Source organism: Micromonospora sp. RHAY321 (assembly GCF_023896955.1).
GTDB lineage: Bacteria > Actinomycetota > Actinomycetes > Mycobacteriales > Micromonosporaceae > Micromonospora.
Map to the genome: position 1 here is coordinate 464,686 of NZ_JAMHIW010000003.1, position 22,846 is coordinate 487,531.

Genomic DNA, 22,846 nt, shown 5'->3' on the forward strand with positions numbered 1-22,846 from the left:
ACTAACCTCGTGCCCAGCGAGACGCAGGTCACCCGAGGACGAGGAGTCACGGCATGAGCGAGGCATTGGCCAATCTGCTGAACGAGACGCGCCAGTTCCCCCCGCCGGCCGAACTCGCCGCGCACGCCAACGTCACCGCCGACGCGTACGCCGAGGCCGACGCCGACCGGCTCGCGTTCTGGGCGAAGCAGGCCGACCGGCTGGCCTGGTCGAAGAAGTGGGACGAGGTGCTCGACTGGTCGAACCCGCCGTTCGCGAAGTGGTTCGTCGGTGGGCAGCTCAACGTGGCGTACAACTGCCTGGACCGGCACGTCGAGGCGGGCCGCGGCGACAAGGTCGCCATCCACTGGGAGGGCGAGCCCGGCGACACCCGCACCATCACCTACGCCGAGCTGCACGAGCTGACCTGCCGTGCGGCCAACGCGTTGACCGACCTCGGCGTGGCGGCCGGCGACCGGGTGGCCATCTACCTGCCGATGATCCCGGAGGCGGCGGTCGCGATGCTGGCCTGCGCCCGGATCGGCGCGGCGCACAGCGTGGTCTTCGGCGGCTTCTCCGCCGACTCGCTGAGCAACCGCATCCAGGACGCCAGCGCCAAGGTGGTGATCACCGCCGACGGCGGCTACCGGCGGGGCAAGCCGTCGGCGCTGAAGCCGACGGTGGACGAGGCCGTGGCAAACTGCCCGTCGATCGAGCACGTCCTGGTGGTCCGCCGTACCGGCGAGGACGTGGCGTGGTCGGAGAAGGACCTCTGGTGGCACGAGACGGTGGAGACCGCGTCGGCCGAGCACACCGCGCAGCCGTTCGACGCCGAGCACCCGCTGTTCATCCTCTACACCAGCGGCACGACGGCCCGCCCGAAGGGCATCCTGCACACCACGGGCGGCTACCTCACGCAGGCGTCGTACACGACGCACGCGGTCTTCGACCTGAAGCCCGAGACGGACGTCTACTGGTGCACCGCCGACATCGGCTGGGTCACCGGCCACTCCTACATCGTGTACGGCCCGCTCTCCAACGGCGCCACGCAGGTGATGTACGAGGGCACCCCGGACACCCCGCACAAGGGCCGGTTCTGGGAGATCATCGACAGGTACGGCGTCACCATCCTCTACACCGCCCCCACCCTGATCCGGACGATGATGAAGTGGGGCGACGACATCCCCGCCGGCTTCGACCTGTCCTCGCTGCGGTTGCTGGGCAGCGTCGGTGAGCCGATCAACCCGGAGGCGTGGATCTGGTACCGGCAGCACGTCGGCCGGGGCGAGCTGCCCGTCGTGGACACCTGGTGGCAGACCGAGACGGGCGCCATCATGATCTCCCCGCTGCCGGGTGTGACGGCGGCCAAGCCGGGCTCGGCGATGACCCCGCTGCCGGGCATCGTGGCCGACGTGGTGGACGACCAGGGCCAGTCGGTGCCCAACGGCGGTGGCGGCTACCTGGTGCTGCGCGAGCCGTGGCCGTCGATGCTGCGCACCATCTGGGGTGACGACAACCGGTTCCTGGAGACGTACTGGAGCCGGTTCCAGGGCATGTACTTCGCCGGCGACGGGGCGAAGAAGGACGACGACGGGCACATCTGGCTGCTCGGCCGGGTGGACGACGTGATGCTGGTGTCCGGGCACAACATTTCCACGACGGAGGTGGAGTCGGCGCTGGTGTCGCACCCGTCGGTGGCCGAGGCGGCCGTGGTGGGCGCGACCGACCCGACCACCGGTCAGGCGATCGTCGCGTTCGCCATTCCGCGCGGCAGCGCGGACGTCGCCGGCGAGGCGGGCGAGGCGCTGATCGCGGAGCTGCGCAACCACGTGGCGAAGGCACTGGGCCCGATCGCCAAGCCCCGGCAGATCATGCTGGTGCCGGAGCTGCCGAAGACCCGCTCGGGCAAGATCATGCGCCGGTTGCTGCGGGACGTCGCGGAGAACCGGTCGCTGGGCGACGTGACCACCCTGCAGGACTCGTCGGTGATGGAGCTGATCTCCTCCGGGATGAGCGGCACGAAGTCCGACGAGGACTGACGGCAGGCGTACACCCCGGTGGGTGGCGGTCCGGACGGACCGTCACCCACCGTCGTCTTTTGTGGAGAGTACGGCCGGCAGCACCTGCTCACCTGGCCAGTCGGTCGGTGAACCGCGCCGATCATCCGGATAACGCATCCATCACGTTCCTGCCCATCGACGCGTTTCTCATTTAGTTTCACGAACGTCGGCAGGTCTCGATGCGCCCCGTCGCGCCCGTGGCCGGCAGACTCCCTCCGCCCATGCCCGAGAAACGGAGCGGCATGAACAGAAATCCCCATCCGGGGTCGCGCCGACGACTACTCGTCGCGCTACCCGCCATCGCCCTCGCAGCCACGTCACTGACCGTGACCGGCAGCGCGGCGGCCCAGTCGTCGTCCCCCACCCCCCGGGCGGTGATCGGGGCCGATGAGCACTACATCAACTACGCCGAGCCCGAGGTGCAGCCGGACACCGCCGGCCGCGAGGTGAAGGGCAAGGGTGGCGTCTACGCCCCCGCCGTCGACGACGCGCGCGCGTTCGACCAGAAGCACGCCCGGGGCAACCCGGTGACCGCCAGGCAACTGGCGAAGATCGAAGCCAAGTCGATCAAGACCGGCAAGAACCCCCGGCAGATCAAGCAGGCGCCGACCACGCAGACGGCGAAGCTGCTGACGCTGCTGGTGGAGTTCAACGACCAGGCGAACGACGACTTCACCGACGTGATGGTGCCGAAGACGGTGTTCGAGGACCGCACCTGCGTCCCCGGCACCGTGCAGAACGGCCCGAAGCACAACAACATCCCGAACCCGGCGACCCTGCCGCACGAGGACAACAACTCGATGTGGGTGCCGGACTTCTCGCCGGCCCACTACGACAAGATGCTCTACAGCAAGAAGGGCATCACCGAGCGGGTCCGCAAGGACCTGCGGGGCCCGGACGGCAAGCGCGGCATCGACATCTCCGGCCGCACCATGCACAACATGTACCTGGAGATGTCCAAGAACGCGTACACGGTCGACGGGCAGGCCAGCCCGTGGATCACCGTGCCGCACTCGGAGGGCTGGTACGCCGCCAACCGCTGCACCCAGGACGAGAACGGCAACTGGGTTCCCGGCCGGGAGCAGTCGATGAACGGCCACCCGGACAACCCGGCCGGCGCGGGGCGGCTGGCGACCGACGCCATCGACGCGCTCGCCGCGAAGGACCCGAGCTTCCCGTGGGCCGACTACGACATCGAGGACCAGGCCGACCGCGACGGTGACGGCAACGTCTTCGAGCCGGACGGCGTGATCGACCACCTCGTCCTGGTGCACGCCGGGCAGGGCAAGTCCCGCGGCGGCGGCGACCAGGGTGTGTACGCCGTCTGGGCGCACTCCTCCTCGGTCGCCGGTGGCTACAACATCCCGGGCACCAACCTGCAGGTGTCGAACTACATCGTGCAGCCGGAGGACGCCGGCGTCGGCGTCTTCGCGCACGAGTTCGGCCACGACCTGGGTCTGCCGGACCTCTACGACACCTCCGGCAACGCCGACTCCGACGTGGACTTCTGGGACCTGATGGCCTCCGGTTCGCACTCGGGTGAGATCTTCCAGGCGCTGCCGACGCACATGGGCATCTGGGACAAGTGGGTGCTCGGCTGGGCCGACCCGCTCACCATCCGCCCCGGGTCGAACTCGCGCGAGGTGAAGCTCGGGCAGACCAGCCGTACGCCGATCGACTCCGAGGACGGCATCAAGGTCGACCTGCCGGACAAGGTGACCACGCTGGCCACGCCGCACAGCGGCACGAAGATGTGGCACAGCAACAACGACCAGGAGTGGGCCGACGTCAAGCTGGGCCGCTCGGTCGACGTGCCGGCGGCGGCGGACGCCAAGTTCTGGATGTGGAACAACTACATCATCGAGGAGGACTGGGACTACGGGTTCGTCGAGATCTCGACGAACGGCGGGACGTCCTGGACCGAGGCGAAGGTGTACGACGAGGCCGGCAACGTGGTCACCACGCCCGACGGCTACCCGGACCCGAACGGCCGGATGAACGACTTCGGCGGCAAGAAGTACGGCCTGACCGGCAGCACCGACGGCTGGCGTCACGACTACGTCGACCTGTCGGCGTACGCCGGGACGACGATCCAACTGCGGCTCCGGCTGGCCACCGACGAGGCGTTCGAGGAGCGCAACTGGTTCGCCGACGACTTCTCGGTCACCGGCGGCGGTGCCACCACGTGGAGTGACGACGTCGAGGGTGGCGCCAACGGCTGGACGGCCACCGGCGGCACCTGGGTGGACACCACCGGCGCGGGCTGGAAGGTCAGCAGCGGCACCGAGATGCACGCCCACTACTACCTGGCCGAGTGGCGCAACTTCGACGGCTTCGACAAGGGCCTGAAGTACGCGTACGACACGATCTACTCGCACGACGCGTGGAAGGTCGACCGGATCTCGTACAACGCGCCGGGCATGCTGGTCTGGTACCGGGACACCGCGCTCGGCGACGTCAACCACGTCACCGGGCAGATGACCGCCCTGCCCAGCTACGGCGCGAAGGGCGGCCTGCTCATCGTCGACTCGCACTTCGACCCGTACCGGCGTACGGGCGAGGCGGCCGTGAAGGACCCGTCGGTGACGGACAACCTGCCCAGCCGTCCGCAGTCGGCGAACGCGGCGTTCTCGCTGAAGCCGACGTACCCCTTCACGGAGTGCCTGGAGGCGGCGGACGAGCCGTACAGCGAGTACTGCACCAAGTTCCGGTCCCAGCCGTCGGTGAAGAGCTTCACCGACGCCAAGACCTGGTACCCCGGCATCGAGATGCGGGACGGTGCCGCGTACGCGCGGGACAACGACGCCTCGGTGGTGCTCCCGTCGCGGAACAACGCGCCGTACACCACCCGGGTCACCCACCCGGACGGCAGCCCGGCGCCGGAATTCTACGGCGTGACCCTGGGCGGCGGCGCCATCGTGCTGGGCACCGGTAACCCCGGTGACCAGGGCGTCAACTACGGGGTCTCGCTCACCGTCAAGAAGGCGGCACGGGACAACTCGTCCGCCACGGTGTACGTGACCTCGGCGAGGAACTGAAGCCAACTGGTCCGTCGTCCGACGGACCAGCGGGCGGCCCGCTCGGAGCACCACGCTCCGGGCGGGCCGTTCCGCGTTCGGGCCCGGCGCGCCGCGTGACGTTACCGCCGGGTTGGGCGCTCCACTTCCAGGGACCTCATAATCCCGACCGGAAATGGATGATCTTGATAGAACCGTAATGTAAATAGTCGCCTGAGGCTACGACTATTTGGTCGTGTTTTGTCCCCTCAAATCTCTCCAAAACCCGCCAGTGGCTTCCTGATCGACTCGTGACAACCGCCCGAACCGTCTGCAAGGGTGAGTGGCGCATCTCATGACAGTGATCGCTTCGGTGACCCCTGCCATGTAACACAGGTCCACAAAGGAGGAGACCTTTGAGGAGACGAGTCACAGCCGGTCTGGCCACTGCCACGGCCGCGCTGCTGGCGGCGGGAGTCGTGGCGACGCCGGCCTCCGGCGCCCCGGCGGCGGGCCCGACCCCCGGTTCCGACAAGGCGAAGCAGAGCAGGGACAACCTCCCGGATCCGATGGCGGATCAGCAGCGGGAGGTCCGGAAGCAGGCCATCGCCGACCTGCTCGCCGGCAAGGCCAAGCTCCAGACGCGCAACGGCTCGAAGGTCATCCAGGTCAAGGACGACCTGTTCGTCGAGTACCAGCAGCCGCCGAAGACCGACCCCATCTTCACGATGCTGGTCAACTTCGGCACGCAGACCGACCCCCGCACCGGCGGCACCCCCGGCCCCGTGGTCAACCAGATCCAGGAGCCGGACCGCAACTGGGACGGCAACGCCACCGACGACAACAGCACCCTCTGGCGGCCCGACTTCCACCGGGAGCACTACCAGGAGATGTTCTACGGCGACGGCGAGTCGATGCGGGACTTCTACCTGAAGCAGTCCGGCGGCCGGTACACCGTCAGCGGCGACGTCACCGACTGGGTGACCGTGCCGTTCAACGAGGCGCGGTACGGCAGCAACGCCATCCCGGAGAGCGACGGCTCCTGGAACTTCGTCAAGGACAGCGCCACCTCCTGGTACGAGTCGCAGGTCGAGGCGGGCAAGACCCCGGAGCAGATCAAGCAGTACCTGGCCCAGTTCGACATCTGGGACCGGTACGACTTCGACGGCGACGGGGACTTCAACGAGCCCGACGGCTACATCGACCACTTCCAGGCGGTGCACGCGGGCGAGGGCGAGGAGGCCGGCGGCGGCGCCCAGGGCGAGGACGCCATCTGGTCGCACCGCTGGGCGGCGTACCCCAACCTGGCCGGCACCGCGGGCCCGACCGGCAACAAGGCCGGCGGTGTGCAGATCGGTGACACCGGGATGTGGATCCGCGACTACACCACCGAGCCGGAGAACGGCGGGTTGGGCGTCTTCGCCCACGAGTACGGCCACGACCTGGGCCTGCCGGACCTCTACGACACCGCGGGCGGCGACAACGGCGTCGGCTTCTGGAGCCTGATGTCCTCCGGTTCGTGGCTGAGCCACGGCACCGACGACATCGGCTCGACCCCGGGCTACATGGACCCGTGGTCGAAGCTCTTCCTCGGCTGGCTCAACCACTCCACCGTCGAGTACGGCAAGGGCACCACCCAGGTGACCCTCGGCCCGGCCGGCGACAGTGACGGGCCGAAGGCCCAGGCGGTGGTCGTCAACCTGCCGTCGCAGACCCAGACGACCAGCTACAACACGCCGTACGGCGGGTCGAACGAGTGGTGGGGCGGCAGCGCCGACGACCTGAACACCACGCTGACCCGTCAGCTGGACCTGACCGGTACGACCACCGCGTCGATCACCGCGAAGGCCTGGTACGACATCGAGGAGGACTACGACTACCTCTACGCAGAGGTGTCGACCGACGGTGGCGCGAGCTGGACGGCGCTCACCAACTCGCTGGTGGACGCCGGCGAGACCGGGGTGGACGGCTCCACCAGCGGCAACTGGGTGGACCTGAACTACGACCTGTCGGCGTACGCCGGGCAGACGGTGCAGTTCCGCTACCGCTACCAGACCGACGGCGGCGTGCACCTCGCCGGCGCGTTCCTGGACAACGTCTCGCTGGTCAAGGGCGGTGCCACCGCATGGACCGACGACGCGGAGACCCTGGCTGCGGAGTGGACCGCCAAGGGCTTCACCCGGATGGGTGGCGCGGTGACCGCCACGTACCCCCGCTTCTACATCGCGGAGAACCGCAGCTACGTCGGCTACGACGACACCCTGCGGACCGGTGGGTACAACTACGGTTTCACCAACACCCGGCCGAACTGGGTGGAGCGGTTCGCGAACCAGCCCGGCATGCTGGTCTGGTACGTGAACTACGCCTACGGCGACAACAACACCTCGGAGCACCCGGGCTTCGGCCTGAACCTCCCGGTGGACGTCCGTCCGGGAGCGATCACGGTCAAGGGCCAGGGCACGATCACCAACCGGCGCAACGGCTTCGACGGCACCTTCAGCCGATTCGCCAAGCCCGCGCAGACCTTCCACCTCAACGGGGTGGCGACCACGCTGCCGACGCTGAAGGCCAACCCGGTCTTCGACGACAGCGCGGTGAACCGCTACTGGACGCCGGGCAACGAGCAGAACTCGGTCAAGGTGGCGGGAAGCGGCACCCGGATCGAGATCGTCAAGCAGGGCACGCAGCCCACCGATGAGATGGTTGTGCGGATCAGAAACTGATCACTCAGTGCGGAGTGGGGCCGGTGGCGGATACGCCGCCGGCCCCACTGTCGTATGCCCGATCACATTGATCGAAATCTGTCACTGTCAAACGCTGCTGACCGATCCAGCCTGGTCAGCGTCGCAGATGAAGGGCAGGGGTGTGACGGCGGAAGGCATTCCCAACAAAATCTTGCAATAAATCGACGCACGCATCTTCCCACCTGTCCCGCCAGTGTCTATGTTCACCATTGGTCCCACTAGTGGGATCGATCTGTCACCGGCCCGTACCCCCGTTGGGCCGGTTCCCTCACACCGGAGGTACCACGTGCGCAAAGTCGCAGTGGGTCTGCTCGGGCTTTCGCTGACAGCGACGGGGCTGGCGTTCGGACCGTCCGCCAGTGCCGCGCCGCAGCCGAAGTTGCCGACGGCCGCCCCGTCGGTCGCCGAGCCCGCCCATGCGGACCACGACCTGCCGAACCCGCTCGAGGACAAGCGGCGCGCGCTGCGCCAGGAGGGCCTGAGCGAGGTCCTCTCCGGCAAGTCCAAAGCAGAGAAGATCAACGGCAGCACGGTCGTCAAGGTGGGCAAGACCCAGTCCGACGGGGCCACCGCCCGCACCACCGGGGCGGGCACGGCTCAGACGGAGGACCAGTACGTCGAGCTCTCCCGCGAGCGGACCGACAAGATCTTCGTGATCCTCGCCGAGTTCGGTAACGAGCGGCACCCGGACTTCCCGGACAAGAACATCGACCCCAACACCGCGGGGCCGACCAAGTTCGACGGGCCGCTGCACAACGAGATCCCGGCTCCCAACCGGGCGGTGGACAACTCCACCGTCTGGCAGCCGGACTTCAACGCCGACCACTACCGGCAGCTCTACTTCGGCACCAACCCCGGTGACGAGTCGCTGAAGCAGTACTACGAGGCCCAGTCCTCGGGTCGCTACAGCGTCGAGGGCGAGGTCACCGACTGGGTCAAGGTCAAGTACAACGAGGCCCGCTATGGTCGTTCCGACGACCCGGAGGCCGACGACGACCCGACCGGCGACCCCGCGGTCTGCGACAGCAACGTCTGCAGCAACACCTGGGACCTGGTCCGCGACGCCGCCAACCAGTGGGTCAAGGACCAGGAGGCCGCCGGCCGCACCGACGAGGAGATCGCGGCCGACGTCAAGTCGATGGACGAGTACGACCGGTACGACTTCGACGGCGACGGCAACTTCAACGAGTCGGACGGCTACATCGACCACTTCCAGATCGTCCACTCCGGCGGCGACCAGGCCGACGGTGACCCGATCCAGGGTGAGGACTCCATCTGGAGCCACCGTTGGTACGCCTACGCGTCCGACCAGGGCAACACCGGCCCGGAGAACTTCCCGGCCGGCGGCACCGAGATCGGCGACACCGGCGTGTGGATCGGTGACTACACCATCCAGCCGGAGAACGGCGGCCGCAGCGTCTTCTACCACGAGTACGGCCACGACCTCGGTCTGCCGGACGACTACAAGTCATCAATGGTGGCGACAACAACAACGAGCACTGGACCCTGATGGCCCAGAGCCGGCTCGGTGCCAAGAACGACGGCGGCATCGGCGAGCGCGGTGGCGACCTCGGCGCGTGGAACAAGCTCCAGCTCGGCTGGCTCGACTACGACACGATCGGGCCGAACGAGAAGCGCACCGTGAAGCTCGGCCCGCAGGAGTACAACTCGCCGGAGGCGCAGGCCGCGGTGGTCAACCTCCCGCCGCGTGACTACACCTTCTCGAACGGCGCGCCGTTCGAGGGCAGCAAGCAGTTCTTCTCGGGCAACGAGGACGACCTGAACAGCACGATGACCCGGACGCTGGACCTCACCGGGAAGTCGTCGGCCGCCCTGACCATGAAGGGTCGCTACAACATCGAGACCGGGTTCGACTACCTGTTCTTCGAGGCCTCGGTGGACGGCGGCAAGACCTGGGCGACCCTGCCCGGCACCGTCAACGGCAACCCGCTGAAGGAGATCTCCCCCGGGCGCTTCGCCCTGGACGGCTCCAGCAACGGCCAGTGGGTCGATGTCAACATCCCGATGAACTCCGTGGCGGGCAAGGTCGCGCAGTTCCGACTGCGCTACCAGACCGACGGTGGCCTGTCCCGGGGCGGCTTCTACGGTGACGCGATCACCGTGACCGCCGATGGTCAGACCGTGTTCACCGATGGTGCCGAGAACGGCGCCAACGGCTGGACCTTCGCCGGGAAGTTCGAGATCGCGGCGGCCACCTACACCAAGAAGTTCGCGAACTACTACATCGCCGGCACCCGGTCGTACATCTCGTACGACAAGTACCTGAAGACCGGCCCGTACTTCTTTGGCTACGCGAACACCCGCCCGGACTACGTGGACCACTACGCGTACCAGGAGGGTCTGCTGATCTCCTACTGGAACCTGCGCTGGGCGGACAACGACACGTTCGAGCACCCGGGTGAAGGTCGGAACATGATCATCGACGCGCACCCGCGGCCGCTCTACAACCTGACCGGTGCCCCCTGGCGGGCCCGCGTCCAGGTCTACGACGCGCCGTTCAGCCTGAAGAAGGCGGACTCGTTCACGCTGCACGTCAACAGCGAGCCGCAGTACGTTCGTGGCCAGGCTGCGCAGCCGCTGTTCGACGACACCCAGCAGTACTGGTACCCGGAGCTGCCGAACCACGGCGTCAAGCTCCCGGCGACCGGCCGGAAGATCAAGGTTCTGTCCCAGGACGGCATCTACACCAACGTCCGCTTCTTCTGATCCTCGGATCAGGCGGAACCCGCACCACGGCGATGCCCGGGCAGGTCACCTGCCCGGGCATCGCCCGTTACGGGAACCCCGAGGAGGCCCAGCGCGTCCGATCACCCGTGCACCCCCGAACCCGCACCACCCTGACCGGCGCCGGCCTGGCCACCCTGCTGGCGCTCACCGGCTGCGCCGGTGCCCGCAGCGGAGGAGACGCCGTGTCCGCCGAGCAGAGCCCGTCCGGCACCCCCTCGGACAGCGCACCAACCTCCGCCGCCGCTCCGACCGGTCCCAGCGACCCGACGCCGTCCTCCCCCGCCGGCCGTCCGTCGCGCGCACAGACTCCGCTGCCCACCCTGGGCCCGCCGACCGGACCGCCGCGCAACCCGACCGACGCGCGCAAGGCCAACGTGTTGGCCGGCCGGATCACCCGGGGCGGTGACGGCCCCTGCTACGGCCTGGTCACCGACGACGGCCGGCAGTACGCGCTGCACGGCACCGGCATGGGCACCTTCGCCGTCGGCACGACCGTCCGGGTGACCGTGGGACCGGCCGACCGGACCGTCGACTGCGGCCCCGGCACGCCGGCCACCATCGTCACGATCAGCCCGGTGGGCTGACCACCGACGCCGCGCTCCCGACCCCACACCGGGCCGGCGAAAAGGCTGCTTACCGATGGGGTCCTAGGCTGTCAGCCATGACCGACCAGCGCGGCGCGGCCGTCGACGAGTCCTGCGTCCTCACCGAGGGGCCGTGGACGCACCGCTTCGTCGGCGCCAACGGCAGCCGGTTCCACGTGGTCGAGGCCGGCACCGGGCCGATGGTGCTCTTCCTGCACGGCTTCCCCGAGCACTGGTGGGCGTGGCACGAGATGCTGCCGGCGGTCGCCGACGCCGGCTTCCGCGCGGTCGCCGTCGACCTGCGCGGCTACGGCGCCAGCGACAAGCCACCCCGGGGGTACGACGGCTACACGCTCGCCGCGGACATCGCCGGGTTGATCCGCGCACTCGGAGAGCGGTCGGCGACGCTCGTGGGCAGCGGCGTCGGCGGCATGGTCGCGTGGACGGTGGCCTCGTTCCACCCGTCCCTGGTCCGCCGGCTGGTGGTGCTGGGAGCACCGCACCCGCTGCGGCTGCGCGCCGCCATCTTCGCCGACCCGCGCGGGCAGTTCGCCGCCTCCACCCCGGCGCTGAAGTTCCAGCTTCCCCGCTACGAGCACGTGCTGACCCGGGACGGCGCCACGGCCGTGGCGGAGATCCTGCGCCGCTGGGGCGGGCCCCGCTGGTTGGCCGGGCCGGCCTTCGAGGCGTACGCCGAGCGGTGCCGGGAGGCGATGCGCATCCCGCAGGCAGCGTTCTGCGCGCTGGAGGGGTACCGGTGGGCGTTCCGCTCGGTGCTGCGGCTGCACGGCTACCGGTTCGTCCGGCTGATGCAGAAGCCGCTGGTCACCCCGACCCTCCAGTTGCACGGCGCGCTGGACGTCGCCGCCCTGCCGCGTACCGCACTGGGCTCCGGCCGGTACGTCGTCGCCCCCTACGAGTGGCGGCTGCTCGACGGAGTGGGGCACTTCCCGCACCTGGAGGCCCCCGAGTTGGTGCTCGGCGAGATCCTGCGGTGGGCCAAGTCCTGAACGGTCAGACCCGCTGCTCCCGCAGGTCGGTGACCTCGGCGGCCGGCGCCCAACCCTGGTAGACGCCGAAGTCGAACACCTCCAGCCGCATGGCCTCGGCGACCGGCCAGCGGCCACCGGTGTACTCCACCCGCAGCCAGGCGTCGTGCTCACCGAGCACGATGAACGGCTGCCCCTGCCAGGTGCAGGTGGTCCGCACGTACGCCAGGTCCTCGACCTCGCTCGCCGGCAGCACCCGCACGTACCGGCCGGCGCGGACCTCCTCGAACCCCTCAGCGGGCTCGGGCTGGTACAGCCGGATGTCATCGCCGTCCGGGCTGGCCTGGTACTCCCGACCCTGCCAACGGGCCACGTAGCCGTCCCGCATCACGCCTCACCGACCCGTCGCCACGACACCGTGTCCGTGTCGAGCACCGCGACGACCCGCTCGGTACCGTCCACGCCGATCCGCCAGAGCTGCGCGCCATGCGGCAACCGCGCGCTGTCCACCTTGAACTCCGCCACCACGTCGCTGCTCTCGCCCGGCGCGAAGCCGTTGCCCCGGAACGGTGGGCGTTCGATGACCCAACCCTCCATGGCCCGCATCGCCGGCTCGTTCTGACCGCCGTACGGGATCCGGTAGAGGCTCGGGCGGTGCGCCGGCCAGCGCAGCACGTAGATCTCCTCGGCGTCTCGGGAGAACGGCGAACCCGGGTAGCTCAGGCCGAGCGCGTCGTGCAACTGGGCCGGCGTGGTCAGGTGGGCCAACTCCCCGGCCCGGTGCACGAAACCGGAGACCCGGTCGTACCCCCGCTCCAGGTAGTAGGCGAGTTGGCTGGGCGCGATCGCCTTCTGCATCACGGTCGGTCGGGCCGGGTCGACCGCCGCCGGGGCGTACCGGGGGCGGGCGGCGGGCTCCGCCACGGCCGGCGGCTCCTCCGGGTCCACCTCCAGGTCGTCGCCGAGCCCGACCTCGGCGGCCCAGTTGGCCAACGCCACGATCTGCTCGCCGGGCAGCTTGGCGCCGACCGGAGTACCCGGGTTGACGGCGAACGACCAGTCCTCGTCCGGCCAGCGGCGGATGAGTTGGGCGAACTTCACCCCCACCGTGTCGACGTCGCCTCCGGCGTGGTCGGCGAGGCGCTCCGGGGAGGTGTAGACCACCACGTACGTCTCGTCGTCCAACTGCGCCGTGCGCCAGACGAAGCCCGGGTCGCCGGGGCGGCTGCCCGGCACCGACTCCGGGGCGGCCGGCAGCAGGACCCGGGCCAGCAGGAGCGTGGACAGGAACGTGTCCGTGCTGCCGGCACCGGCCGCGTTGAGCAGGTCCTCCTCCACCGTGTTGGCCGGCAGGAACTCGACCGGCGGCGGCGCGTGCTGCCCGGCGTCGTCGGGGATCGCGCGCTCTGCGCTGCTGTCGGTGGCGGGATCTCCACCGTCCGGGCCAACCACACGGTCGTCGAGGCGCACCGCCGGGCGGCCACCGTCCGTCAACCCGCCGCTCACACCGGCCTCCGCCGGAACGAACGGACCCGGCCCGGCCTCCGGCGGACCCAACGGACCCGAACCCGACTCCTCCGGACCGGAAGGAACCGACCCGGACTCCGCCGGGCCGAACAGACCGGCACCGGACGACGGCGCGTCGAACGCCGCCGGACCGAACTCATCCGCACCGACCGGATCGCCGGCGTCGGCCCGGTCGGTGAGGTCGCGGGACTCGATGATGGTGCCCTCGATGACGATGGGCGTGAAGCCGCGGCGCGGCGCGGGCGGGCCGGAGACCGGCTCGGCGATGGACGGCGGCAGCTCCTCCACCGGCTCGAAGCGGCCAACGCCCGGTCGACCGTGGGGGATCGCCTGGGTCTCGTCCGCCGAGAGGTCGCCCGGCCCGAGCCGGGTCAGCGGTGGCTCGCCGGTGGGCCCACCGGGCACCCGGAAGGCACGGGTGGGCTCCTCGGCCAGCGGTTCGGGCCGGCGGGGCGGCAGCGGCTGGGTGGGTTCGTCGTCCGGCGCCGGTGGTCGTACACCCCGGGACACACCCAGGTCGTTGGCCGGCGGCCGCAGCGGGCGGGTGGCGTCCGGATCCGGCATCGGGAAGGCCCGGGACGCGTTGTCGCCGACCGGACCGTCGGCCGGGCGGCGGCGCGGGAAGGGCTGGCTGCCGCGCCCGAACCGGGACGGCGGCGCCGCCCGGTCACCGGACCGGCCACCGGCCGACGTCGGGCCGGGTGTCCGGTCCCGGCCGGACGCCGGTTCGAAGAAGGAGCGTCGGCCGCTCTCGGCGCCGCCGTTGTCGGCGGCCGGGCCGTCGACGCCCGGTCGACTCGCGGGCGGCCAGCCCGAGCCGGCCCGGTCGGCGGGGGCGACACCGGGGCGGTCGGGGGGCGTCAGCGGTGTGAACCGGGATGCGGCGGGCCGTGCCGCGCCGGGCACCGGGTCGCCCGGCCGGCCGGGGCGGGGCGGGGCGGTCGGGTGCCGCTGACCGGCGGCAGGCAGGTCCTCGCCGGATCGGCGCGACAGCTCACCCGGAGCGGGCGTCCGGGGCGACGTGCCCGGTGCCGTCGGACCGCCCGGCCGGGGCGCCGCGCCCCGCGTCCGCGGGGGTGGCCCGGGCACGGTCGCCGCCGGGTCGAACCCGGACGACGGTCCGGTGGCGGGAGCCGACCCCGTGCCGGTCGTGACGTCCCGACCGGACGCACCGGGCCGGGTGCGGGCCAGGGTCTCTGCCCGCTCCAGGCGGGCGCGGGCACCCATGGCGCGCCCGGGCAGCCGAACGTCGCCCCGCGAGAGCTGGGAGACGAACCACGGCGGCAGGTAGCCCTCGACGGGCAACCCGGGGTTGACCGCGAGCCACCATTCCTGGTTGGGCCAGCCGACCGCGAGGTCGGTGAAGGGGACGCGGCGGTTGCTGCCGGGGTGATCGCCGAGGCAGGCCCGCAGCGCGGCGGCGGAGGTGAACGCCAACACGTGGGTACGGCCGCCGGTGGTCCAGGTGCCCCAGCCCGACGGTGCCTGACCGGGCGGGGCCGGCGGGGAGACCGGCAACAGCAGATCGGTGCGGGACAGAAGCCGGAAGTAGAGCTCCTGGTCGTTGGCGCGCAGCGCGTCCCGCATCGCCACCTCGGCCTCCGTGGCCGGCTCCCATTCGGTCACGGCCACCTCTCCTTCCGAGAACAGGCCACAGGTATCGCGTACAACCTACAAGGTGGTATCAAGATCACAATGGCTGGCCGGCGGCGGTCTGCCGGGGCGCCGGTGAGGCGATAACATCCCGTCCCGGAGCCGACACGATACGGAGGCCGTCGATGTCCCGGTCGATTGCGCGCCCGGTCCTTGCAGGTCTGACGGCCACCCTGCTGATCGGCACGGCCGCACCGGCCGTCGCCGCCGACGTCGCACTCCGGGTGGCACCGGCCTGCGCGACCCCACCCGCCCCCGTCCGGCCGGTCACGGCCCTGCCCTGGCCACAGCAGCGGTACGACCCCGCCCGGCTCGCGCCGCTGGCCACCGGCACCGGGATCACGGTGGCGGTGGTCGACTCCGGGGTGGACCGGGTGCACCCCCAGCTGGCCGGGCGGGTGCTGGAGGGCACCGACCTGCTCGACCCCGGTGGGGACGGCAGTCGGGACTGCGCGGGGCACGGCACCGGTGTGGCGAGCATCATCGCGGCGGCACCCCAACCGGGCGTCGCGTTCCACGGTCTGGCGCCCGATGCCCGGATCCTGCCGGTGCGGGTGAGTGAGCAGCAGGTGGTGCAGGGGCGGGAGTCGGGGCGTACGGTCAGCGCCAGCGAGTTCGCCCGGGCCATCCGCTGGGCCGTCGACCATGACGCCGACGTGCTGAACCTCTCCGTGGTGCTGTACGCCGACGACCCGGCGGTCCACTCCGCCGTCCGGTACGCGATCGACCGGAACGTGGTGCTGGTGGCCGCCGCCGGCAACCTGCACGACAACGGGGACCCGCGCCCGTTCCCCGCCGCGTACGACGGGGTGCTCGGGGTGGGGGCCATCGGGGTGGACGGTGGGCGGGCGACGTTCTCGCAGACCGGCCCGTACGTCGACCTGGTCGCACCGGGCAGCGGGGTGCTGGCCGCCGCGCCCGGTCAGGGCCACCACCAGGTCGAGGGCACCAGCTACGCGGCGCCGTTCGTGGCCGCCACCGCGGCACTCCTGCGCCAGTACCGGCCCGAGTTGACCGCCGCCCAGGTGGTGGAGCGGATCATCGCCACCGCCGATCCGGCACCCGGTACGGGTCGTGGCGGCGGGTACGGCGCCGGTGTGCTGAACCCCTACCGGGCGGTCACCGAGACCGGCGGTGCCCGACCGGGCCGCCCACGGCCGGTCACGGCGCTCGCCGACGACCGGGCCGACCCGGCGCTGGTCGCTCGCCAGGCTCGCCGGGCGACGGCCCGTGACCGGGCACTGCTGGTCGGCGCGGTGGTCGGCACGACGGCGGTCGCCCTGGTGCTGCTCGCCCTGGTGCTGCCCCGGGGCGCTCGCCGGCGCTGGCGCCCGGCCGACCCGACCTGACGCCGCCGGCCCGTGGGCCCGCTCCTCGACCGGGCGCGGCCGGGGCGCCGACCCGGACACGGTCAGCGCTCCCGGCCCACTCATCTCACTGGAACAGCCCGGTGTTCTTCTTCTCGGTGTCCAGATAGTCGGTGGCGGAGTCGTTCACCGCCAGCCTGATGTCGCGCAGCATCGCCTGGAGGTCCTGCGAGGCGGACCGCCACCGCGCCTGGCGCTGCTCGTAGGCCTGCCGGGCCTCGCCCGTCCAGCTCGCCACCAGTGGAGCGGCGTCCCGTTCGAGTTGGCCGAGCTGCGAGTCGAGCGTGTTCAGCGCCTTCTGGATGTCCCCGCCAGCCTGTTGAAGCGCGGCGAAGTTGACGACCAGCACACCGTGGTCCATCGGATCTCCCCTTCCGAGCGGGATCAGAGCGGCAGTTGGATGCCGCCGCGGTTGGTGCCGGCCACCCGGCTGGCCGCCTCGTCGTCCGAGACGTCGTACTGCCGGCCGGCGGTGCGGATCGCCCCGGCGGTCTCCCGCAGCGCCCGGTGCAGCGCCGCCTGGTCCTGCGACCACTGCTGCTTGACCTGCTCGAAGGACCGCCCGCCGGCGCCGCGCCAGGCCTGCTGCAACACCTCCAGCTCGGCCAGCAGGCCGGTCAGCATGGACTGCAACGACTGGTCCACCTGCTCGAACTTCGTGGCGGTCTGCTGCATGACCGTTGCTTCTGCCTGGGTCTGGGACACCCGGACGTCACCTCATCTCCTCGATCGTGGCTGGCCGTCGGCGCGCCCATCCTGGGGACGCACCGCTCGCGTCGCCCGGTCGTCGAGCCCGGCGGACGCGGGTCAGCGATGAACTTCGTGGCTGACGGTAGCGGCCCGGTTGCGGTTCTGCTACCCCGCGCGGCTCTCCTGTGGACAACCACGGCGGCCATCGGTCGCTTACGATGTGCCGCAGCCACGTCGCGGGGCGTGACGGGCCGCCGGAGCGGCCGGCCGCCCGGCACGGTCCACACTGGTCGAGGAGGCGCGGTGCCGGCGATCACCACCGGAGGAGCGCAACCGGCGGCTCCCATCGGGTCCGGGTCGGGCGTCGTCGCGCCGCCGAGCGAGCCGGAAGGGCTCGCGGGCTCCGGGGCGGGCCGCTCCACACCTCACCGGCCACCGTCGGGCACCCGCTGGGCATCGCCGGGCCGGCGGGCGGGCGCAGGGGTACGCGCCGGCCAACTGGTCGCCGGGCAGGTCGCGGTGGCGCTCGTCCTCGCCGCCCTGGGCCGGGGCGCCCTGGTCACCGTCGCGGCTCTGCTGGCGGCGCTGCTGCTGGTGGCGATCGCCTGGCTCCGGGTCCGGGGCCGGTGGCTCTTCGAGTGGCTGGCCACCGCCGTCGGGCACCTGACCCGTCGCCGCGCGCTGGTGGGGCCGGCCGGCCCGGCCGAGCTGCTCGATCTGGTCGCCCCGGGTGCCGTGGTCCGCTCGACGGAGCTGCCCGGCGGGCCGGCGGCGCTCCTGGAGGACACCACCGGCCTGGTGGCACTGCTGGAGCTCGGCGACCCTGGCGACCTGCTCGGCGACGCGTCCCGGGCGATCCCCGCGCCGTCCGCCCTGCTGCCCCCACCCGGGCCGGACGTGCCGCCACTGCGGATCCAACTGCTGCTCGCCGGCACACCGGCGCCCGCGCCGGCGGCGGGCGGAACGGTCGGCACGTCGTACCGGCAGCTCACCGACGGGCGGCTCGCCGGGCGGGAGCGGGCCGTGTTGGCGGTCCGGGTGCTGCGGGTGGACGGTTGGTCGGAGGAGGACCTGCGGCGCGTGCTCGCCGGCACGGTGCGCCGGCTCGTCCGCCGGCTCGGGCCGCTGACCGCGCGGCCGCTCGGCGTACCCGCGGCGCTGCGCGTGCTGGGCGAGCTGGCCCACCACGACGGCCACCCGGTGCGGGAGTCCTGGCCGGTGCTCCGGTCCGGGGCACTGCTCCAGGCAACCTTCCGGCTGGTTCGCTGGCCGGACGCCGACAGCGCGGGTGCACGGCGGCTGGTGGCGCGGCTGCTCGCGCTGCCGGCGACCGCGACGACCGTGTCGCTCTGCGCGGGGCCACCGGCGGCCACCGGGGCGCCGACCGAGCTGACCGTACGCCTGGCCGCCGGGACGACGGCGGAGCTGACCGCGGCCGCCGAGGCGCTGGACCGGCTGGTGACCGGCCTGGGCGGGGAGGTTCGCCGGCTCGACGGCGCGCACCTCGACGGCCTGGCCGGCACGCTGCCGCTAGCGCTCACCGCCGCGGGGGCCCAGCCGCGACCGGCGGTGGACGGTTGGGAGCTGACCCTCGGTGAGGCCGGGATGATGGTCGGCACGAACCGGCACGGCGGCGCCGTCACCGTGCGGCTGTTCCGACCGGAGGCCACCCGCCTGCTGCTGGTGGGCGGGGTACGCGCCGCCCAGTTGGTGACGCTGCGCGCGATGGCGCTGGGCGCTCTGGTGGTGGTGCAGACCGCGCGCCCGCGCGCCTGGGAGCCGTTCGTCCGGGGCGTCGGCGCGCCCGGTGGAACGATCCCGCTGATCCCGCCGGGTCGGCCGGTCGCCGACGTGGGCACGGCGCTGCGGCCACTGCTGCTGGTGGTCGACGCCGGGCCGGTGCCGGCCGAGGCCGAGCCGGGCCCGCCGTGGCGGGCCACCCTGGTGGTCCGGGACGAGCTGACCCCGGCGGACGTGGACGCGCTGAGCCGGGCCGACCTGGCGGTGCTGCAGCCGCTGGGCGCGGGAGAGGCCGCGCTGGCGGGCACCGCGCTGGGGCTCGGCGGCTCGGCCGAGTTGCTGACCCGGATCCGGGACGACATGGTGGCCGTGGTGAACCGGGCGGGCGCTGCGCTGGGCGCTGCTCTCCCCCACCCCGATCGAGTCGCAGCTGATCGGACGCCCGGCGCGCGGCTGAGCCGTCAACTGGCGGGTTACGCCGGTGGCCGGTCCGTGGCACGATCCCCGCCATGGGTTTCCTGAAAGGGCTGCTGATTCGGCTGGCCACCACGGCGCTGGCCTTCTGGCTGGCCACACTGCTCATTCCCGGCATCACCCTGGAGTCGGGGTCGGCCGTCGAGACGGTCACCACGCTGGTCCTGGTGGCGGCGATCTTCGGCGTGGTCAACGCGGTGCTCCAGCCGATCATCAAGACCGTCGGTTGTGGCTTCTACCTGCTGACCCTGGGCCTCATCGCCCTCGTGGTCAACGGTCTGCTGTTCCTGCTCACCAGCTGGATCGCCGACCAGGCCGGGCTCGGGTTCTCGGTGGACGGCTTCTGGCCGGCCGCCGTGCTGGGCGCCCTCTTCGTGAGCATCGTGACCTGGATCCTCGGCGCGGTCCTCGACCGGGACTGACCGGCCACCAACCGACCAGCACCGACCCGGGCCGTCCGGGGCCCCGACCGGAGCCCCGGGCGGCCCGGTGACCAGATTCCGGGAATTGGCCGGTGCCAGGGCCGACCGGGTCGGCTAGCGTCGCTGCGTGTTCTCGCTGACCCGCGCCGACGGCCACCTGCTGAGCACCGATCCAGCCCGGCTCGATCTGGACCGCGTGCACCACTGGCTCTCCACCGACGCGTACTGGGCGCTGGGGCGCGACCGGGACACGGTCGCCCGGGCGTTCGCCGGCTCGCTGCCGTTCGGCGTCTACCGGCCCGGCGACGGCCGCCAGGTGGCGGTGGCCCGGGCGGTCACCGACGGCGCCACCTTCGCCTGGCTCTGTGACGTGTACGTGGACCGGCCCGCCCGGGGTGACGGGTTGGGCGGCTGGCTCGCCGGCGCGGTCCGCGACCACCTGGCCGAGCTGGGCGTACGCCGGATCCTGCTGGCCACCAACGACGCGCACGAGGTGTACGCGCGGGTGGGGTTCACGCCGTTGGACGTCCCGCACCGGTGGATGCAGCTCGATCGGCGGCCACCGGTGACGCCGGTCACCGGAAAGGAACAAAGCGCCAGTTGACCCCTTACGGTGGAGCCGTGACGCCACTCCGTCTGGGATACCTCTACGGCCTCGGCGCGTACCTGCTCTGGGGTTTCTTTCCGCTCTACCTCAAGCTGCTGCGACCCGCCGGCCCACTGGAGATCCTGGCCCACCGGATCGTCTGGTCGGTGGTCTTCGTGGCCCTGCTGCTGGCCGCGCTGCGCAACATCGGTTTCCTGCGGGCGCTGCTGCGCCGGCCCTGGGCACTGGCCGGGATCGTCGTCGCCGCCGCACTGATCGCGGTCAACTGGGGCACCTACATCTACGGGGTCAACTCGGACCGGGTGGTGGAGACGGCGCTCGGCTACTTCATCAACCCGCTCGTGGTGGTGCTGCTCGGGGTGACGGTGCTGCGGGAGCGGCTACGCCCGGCCCAGTGGGTGGCGCTGGGCATCGGCGCGTCCGCGGTCGCGGTGCTCACCGTGGACTACGGCCGGCTGCCCTGGCTGGCACTGACCCTGGCCTTCAGCTTCGCCGGCTACGGCCTGGTGAAGAAGCGGCTGGGGCTGCCCGCCGCGGAGGGGCTGTTCGTCGAGTCGGCGGTGCTGGCCCTGCCGGCGCTGGGCTACCTGGCCTGGCTGACCCGCCGCGCCGAGTCGACCTTCGGGCAGGTCTCGGCCGGGCACACCGCGCTGCTGGTGCTGGCCGGTGCGGCCACGGCGATCCCGCTGCTGCTCTTCGCCGGGGCCGCCAACCGGCTGCCGCTGTCCAGTCTCGGCATGATCCAGTATCTGGCGCCGATCCTTCAGCTCGGCTGCGGTGTGCTGATCTTCCACGAGCCGATGCCACCGGCCCGAATCGCCGGCTTCGCGCTGGTCTGGCTCGCTCTCGTCGTCTTCACCGCCGACGCCGTCCGCCAGTCCCAGCGCACCCGCGCCCGCACCCGCCTCGCCGCCAACACCCCACTCCCCACGCCCTGACCCGTCGCCGGTCTACGGCACGGCGAAGGTCAGGAGGGGCGTGCCGTCGGCGCGTTGCAGCTCCACGCTGACGAGTTCCGCGTCGGTGAACCGGGTCGCTCCGGTGAACCGGAGGTCGTCCCCGGGCGCCGCCAGCCAGGAGCCGATCTGTTCGGTGGCACCGTTCGGCCCGCGTGCCACCAGCCGGAACGGGTACGCCTTGCCGTAGCTCGTCCGCGCGTCATACCCGCAGTGCATGGTCACCTCGGTGCCCCACTCGGTGCCGGTCAGCCCGATCTCGGCGTGCACCGGCCCGGCGGCGGCCACCGGTCGCATCGCCACCATCGACACCTTCGGCCCGGGCGTGGTGCCCTGCGCCTCGGGAGTGCCGGGCGGGCCGGCCGGGCGGGGCAGCACCGCGGCCGTCCCGACACCGACCACCAGGGCCAGCGCGGCGGCGGCCAGTGTGGTCAGCGCGTACCGCTGGCGGGTCGCGGAACGCTCGCGGCGCCGGCGCTTGCGGGCCTCCTCGATCAGCGCCGGCACCCGGGGCGCGGTCGGCGGTGGCAGGAACTGCTCCAACCCCGCCGGGTCGAGGCGGCCGAGCAACCCGGGCAGGACGGCGATCTCGGCGACCGCGTCCCGGCAGGACGCACAGCCGGCGAGGTGCCGCTCGTACGCCGCCCGCTCGGCGGGGGCCAGAGCGCCCAGCACGTACGCGCCGTCGTCGTGCGCGAACTCGCACCGGGTCATCCCGTCACTCCCATCTCAGCCAGGACCAACCGTAGTGACCGCAGCGCGTAGTGGGTGCGGGACTTCACGGTGCCCGGTGGCACGCCCAGCCGGGACGCCGCCTCTGCCACCGAGCGCCCCTGGTAGAAGCACTCGACCAGCACCTCCCGGTGGGTGGGGCTGAGCCGGTTCAGTGCCTCGGCGACCGTCCACGCCTCCACGGCGCGTTCGGCCTCGTCGACCACCTCCGGCGGTTCGGGCAGCTCGTCGGTGAACACCTCACCCACCCGCGTCGACCGGCGTCGCCAGGCGTCGATGGCCAGGTTGCGGGCGGTGGTGAAGAGCCACGCCCGCACCGAGCCGCGTCGCGGGTCGAGCGACTCCGGGTGTCGCCAGGCCCGCAGCAGCGTCTCCTGCACCAGGTCCTCGGCCCGCTGCCGGTCACCGTTGACCAGCCGCAGGGCGTGTGCGTACAGCGCCTCCGCGTGCTCGTCATGCAGCGCGCGCAGCAGTTGGGCGTCATGGTCGCTGATGGCGGTCTCCTCGCTTCCGGCGCGCGTCCGGCGGTGCGTCCGCTCGTGAATACGTGCGGTCACGCCGATCGGTTCAGCCCGAGG

The 22,846-nt window shown here is 71.7% G+C and carries 15 protein-coding genes and 2 pseudogenes; 11 read left to right on the plus strand and 6 right to left on the minus strand.

What is annotated here, in order from left to right; genetic code table 11:
- Positions 1 to 53: 53 nt before the first annotated feature.
- From acs to M8C17_RS10305, 6 genes and pseudogenes are all read left to right on the plus strand, one after another.
- Complete coding sequence (acs, locus tag M8C17_RS10280; RefSeq protein ID WP_252416170.1) at positions 54 to 2,018, plus strand: acetate--CoA ligase; 1,965 nt, start codon at positions 54 to 56, stop codon at positions 2,016 to 2,018.
- 263 nt (positions 2,019 to 2,281) lie between these two features.
- On the plus strand, positions 2,282 to 5,077 hold the full coding sequence (locus tag M8C17_RS10285) for an immune inhibitor A domain-containing protein (RefSeq protein WP_252416171.1): 2,796 nt from the start codon (positions 2,282 to 2,284) through the stop codon (positions 5,075 to 5,077).
- Between the two features lie 374 nt (positions 5,078 to 5,451).
- The gene (locus M8C17_RS10290) at positions 5,452 to 7,758 is read left to right on the plus strand and encodes an immune inhibitor A domain-containing protein (RefSeq protein WP_252416172.1); all 2,307 of its coding nucleotides are present in this window, start codon (positions 5,452 to 5,454) and stop codon (positions 7,756 to 7,758) included.
- A gap of 322 nt (positions 7,759 to 8,080) precedes the next feature.
- Positions 8,081 to 10,506, plus strand: a pseudogene (locus M8C17_RS10295) (immune inhibitor A domain-containing protein).
- Positions 10,507 to 10,613: 107 nt separating this feature from the next.
- A complete protein-coding gene (locus M8C17_RS10300) occupies positions 10,614 to 11,111 on the plus strand; it encodes a hypothetical protein (protein WP_252416173.1) in 498 nt (165 codons plus the stop codon).
- Between the two features lie 77 nt (positions 11,112 to 11,188).
- Entirely contained in the window at positions 11,189 to 12,121 is a 933-nt protein-coding gene (locus M8C17_RS10305; protein ID WP_252416174.1) for an alpha/beta fold hydrolase, read from the plus strand.
- A 4-nt stretch (positions 12,122 to 12,125) separates the two neighbouring features.
- On the opposite strand, the gene M8C17_RS10310 is transcribed toward M8C17_RS10305, so the two are convergent.
- Both M8C17_RS10310 and M8C17_RS10315 read right to left on the minus strand, forming a co-directional pair.
- On the minus strand, positions 12,126 to 12,491 hold the full coding sequence (locus M8C17_RS10310; protein WP_252416175.1) for a hypothetical protein: 366 nt from the start codon (positions 12,489 to 12,491) through the stop codon (positions 12,126 to 12,128).
- Positions 12,488 to 15,253 carry an SseB family protein gene (locus M8C17_RS10315; RefSeq protein WP_252416176.1) on the minus strand — a complete coding sequence of 922 codons (2,766 nt, stop codon included), beginning with the start codon at positions 15,251 to 15,253 and terminating at the stop codon, positions 12,488 to 12,490. Before M8C17_RS10315 ends, M8C17_RS10310 begins: the two co-directional genes overlap by 4 nt.
- Before the next feature lie 152 nt (positions 15,254 to 15,405).
- Between M8C17_RS10315 and mycP the strand changes: the two genes are divergently transcribed.
- Positions 15,406 to 16,629 (plus strand): type VII secretion-associated serine protease mycosin, encoded by a 1,224-nt coding sequence (gene mycP, locus M8C17_RS10320; RefSeq protein ID WP_252416177.1) that lies wholly within the window; start codon positions 15,406 to 15,408, stop codon positions 16,627 to 16,629.
- Between the two features lie 85 nt (positions 16,630 to 16,714).
- On the opposite strand, the gene M8C17_RS10325 is transcribed toward mycP, so the two are convergent.
- Together M8C17_RS10325 and M8C17_RS10330 are read right to left on the minus strand one after the other, a co-directional pair.
- Positions 16,715 to 17,008 (minus strand): WXG100 family type VII secretion target, encoded by a 294-nt coding sequence (locus M8C17_RS10325; protein ID WP_252416178.1) that lies wholly within the window; start codon positions 17,006 to 17,008, stop codon positions 16,715 to 16,717.
- A 23-nt stretch (positions 17,009 to 17,031) separates the two neighbouring features.
- Positions 17,032 to 17,352, minus strand: coding sequence for a WXG100 family type VII secretion target (locus tag M8C17_RS10330; RefSeq protein ID WP_252416179.1), 321 nt, complete (start codon positions 17,350 to 17,352; stop codon positions 17,032 to 17,034).
- Between the two features lie 228 nt (positions 17,353 to 17,580).
- Here M8C17_RS10330 and eccE point away from each other — a divergent pair.
- From eccE to rarD, 4 genes and pseudogenes are all read left to right on the plus strand, one after another.
- Positions 17,581 to 19,534, plus strand: a pseudogene (gene eccE, locus M8C17_RS10335) (type VII secretion protein EccE).
- A gap of 52 nt (positions 19,535 to 19,586) precedes the next feature.
- Positions 19,587 to 19,973, plus strand: a complete 387-nt coding sequence (locus tag M8C17_RS10340; protein ID WP_252416180.1) for a phage holin family protein — start codon at positions 19,587 to 19,589, stop codon at positions 19,971 to 19,973.
- 127 nt (positions 19,974 to 20,100) lie between these two features.
- Complete coding sequence (locus tag M8C17_RS10345; RefSeq protein WP_252416181.1) at positions 20,101 to 20,577, plus strand: GNAT family N-acetyltransferase; 477 nt, start codon at positions 20,101 to 20,103, stop codon at positions 20,575 to 20,577.
- Positions 20,578 to 20,594: 17 nt separating this feature from the next.
- A complete protein-coding gene (gene rarD / locus M8C17_RS10350; RefSeq protein WP_252416182.1) occupies positions 20,595 to 21,518 on the plus strand; it encodes an EamA family transporter RarD in 924 nt (307 codons plus the stop codon).
- A 12-nt stretch (positions 21,519 to 21,530) separates the two neighbouring features.
- Here the strand turns inward: rarD and M8C17_RS10355 are convergent, their stop codons facing one another.
- Together M8C17_RS10355 and M8C17_RS10360 are read right to left on the minus strand one after the other, a co-directional pair.
- Positions 21,531 to 22,250, minus strand: coding sequence for an anti-sigma factor (locus M8C17_RS10355; RefSeq protein ID WP_252416183.1), 720 nt, complete (start codon positions 22,248 to 22,250; stop codon positions 21,531 to 21,533).
- A complete protein-coding gene (locus tag M8C17_RS10360) occupies positions 22,247 to 22,762 on the minus strand; it encodes a sigma-70 family RNA polymerase sigma factor (protein WP_266249813.1) in 516 nt (171 codons plus the stop codon). Before M8C17_RS10360 ends, M8C17_RS10355 begins: the two co-directional genes overlap by 4 nt.
- Between the last annotated feature and the right edge of the window lie 84 nt (positions 22,763 to 22,846).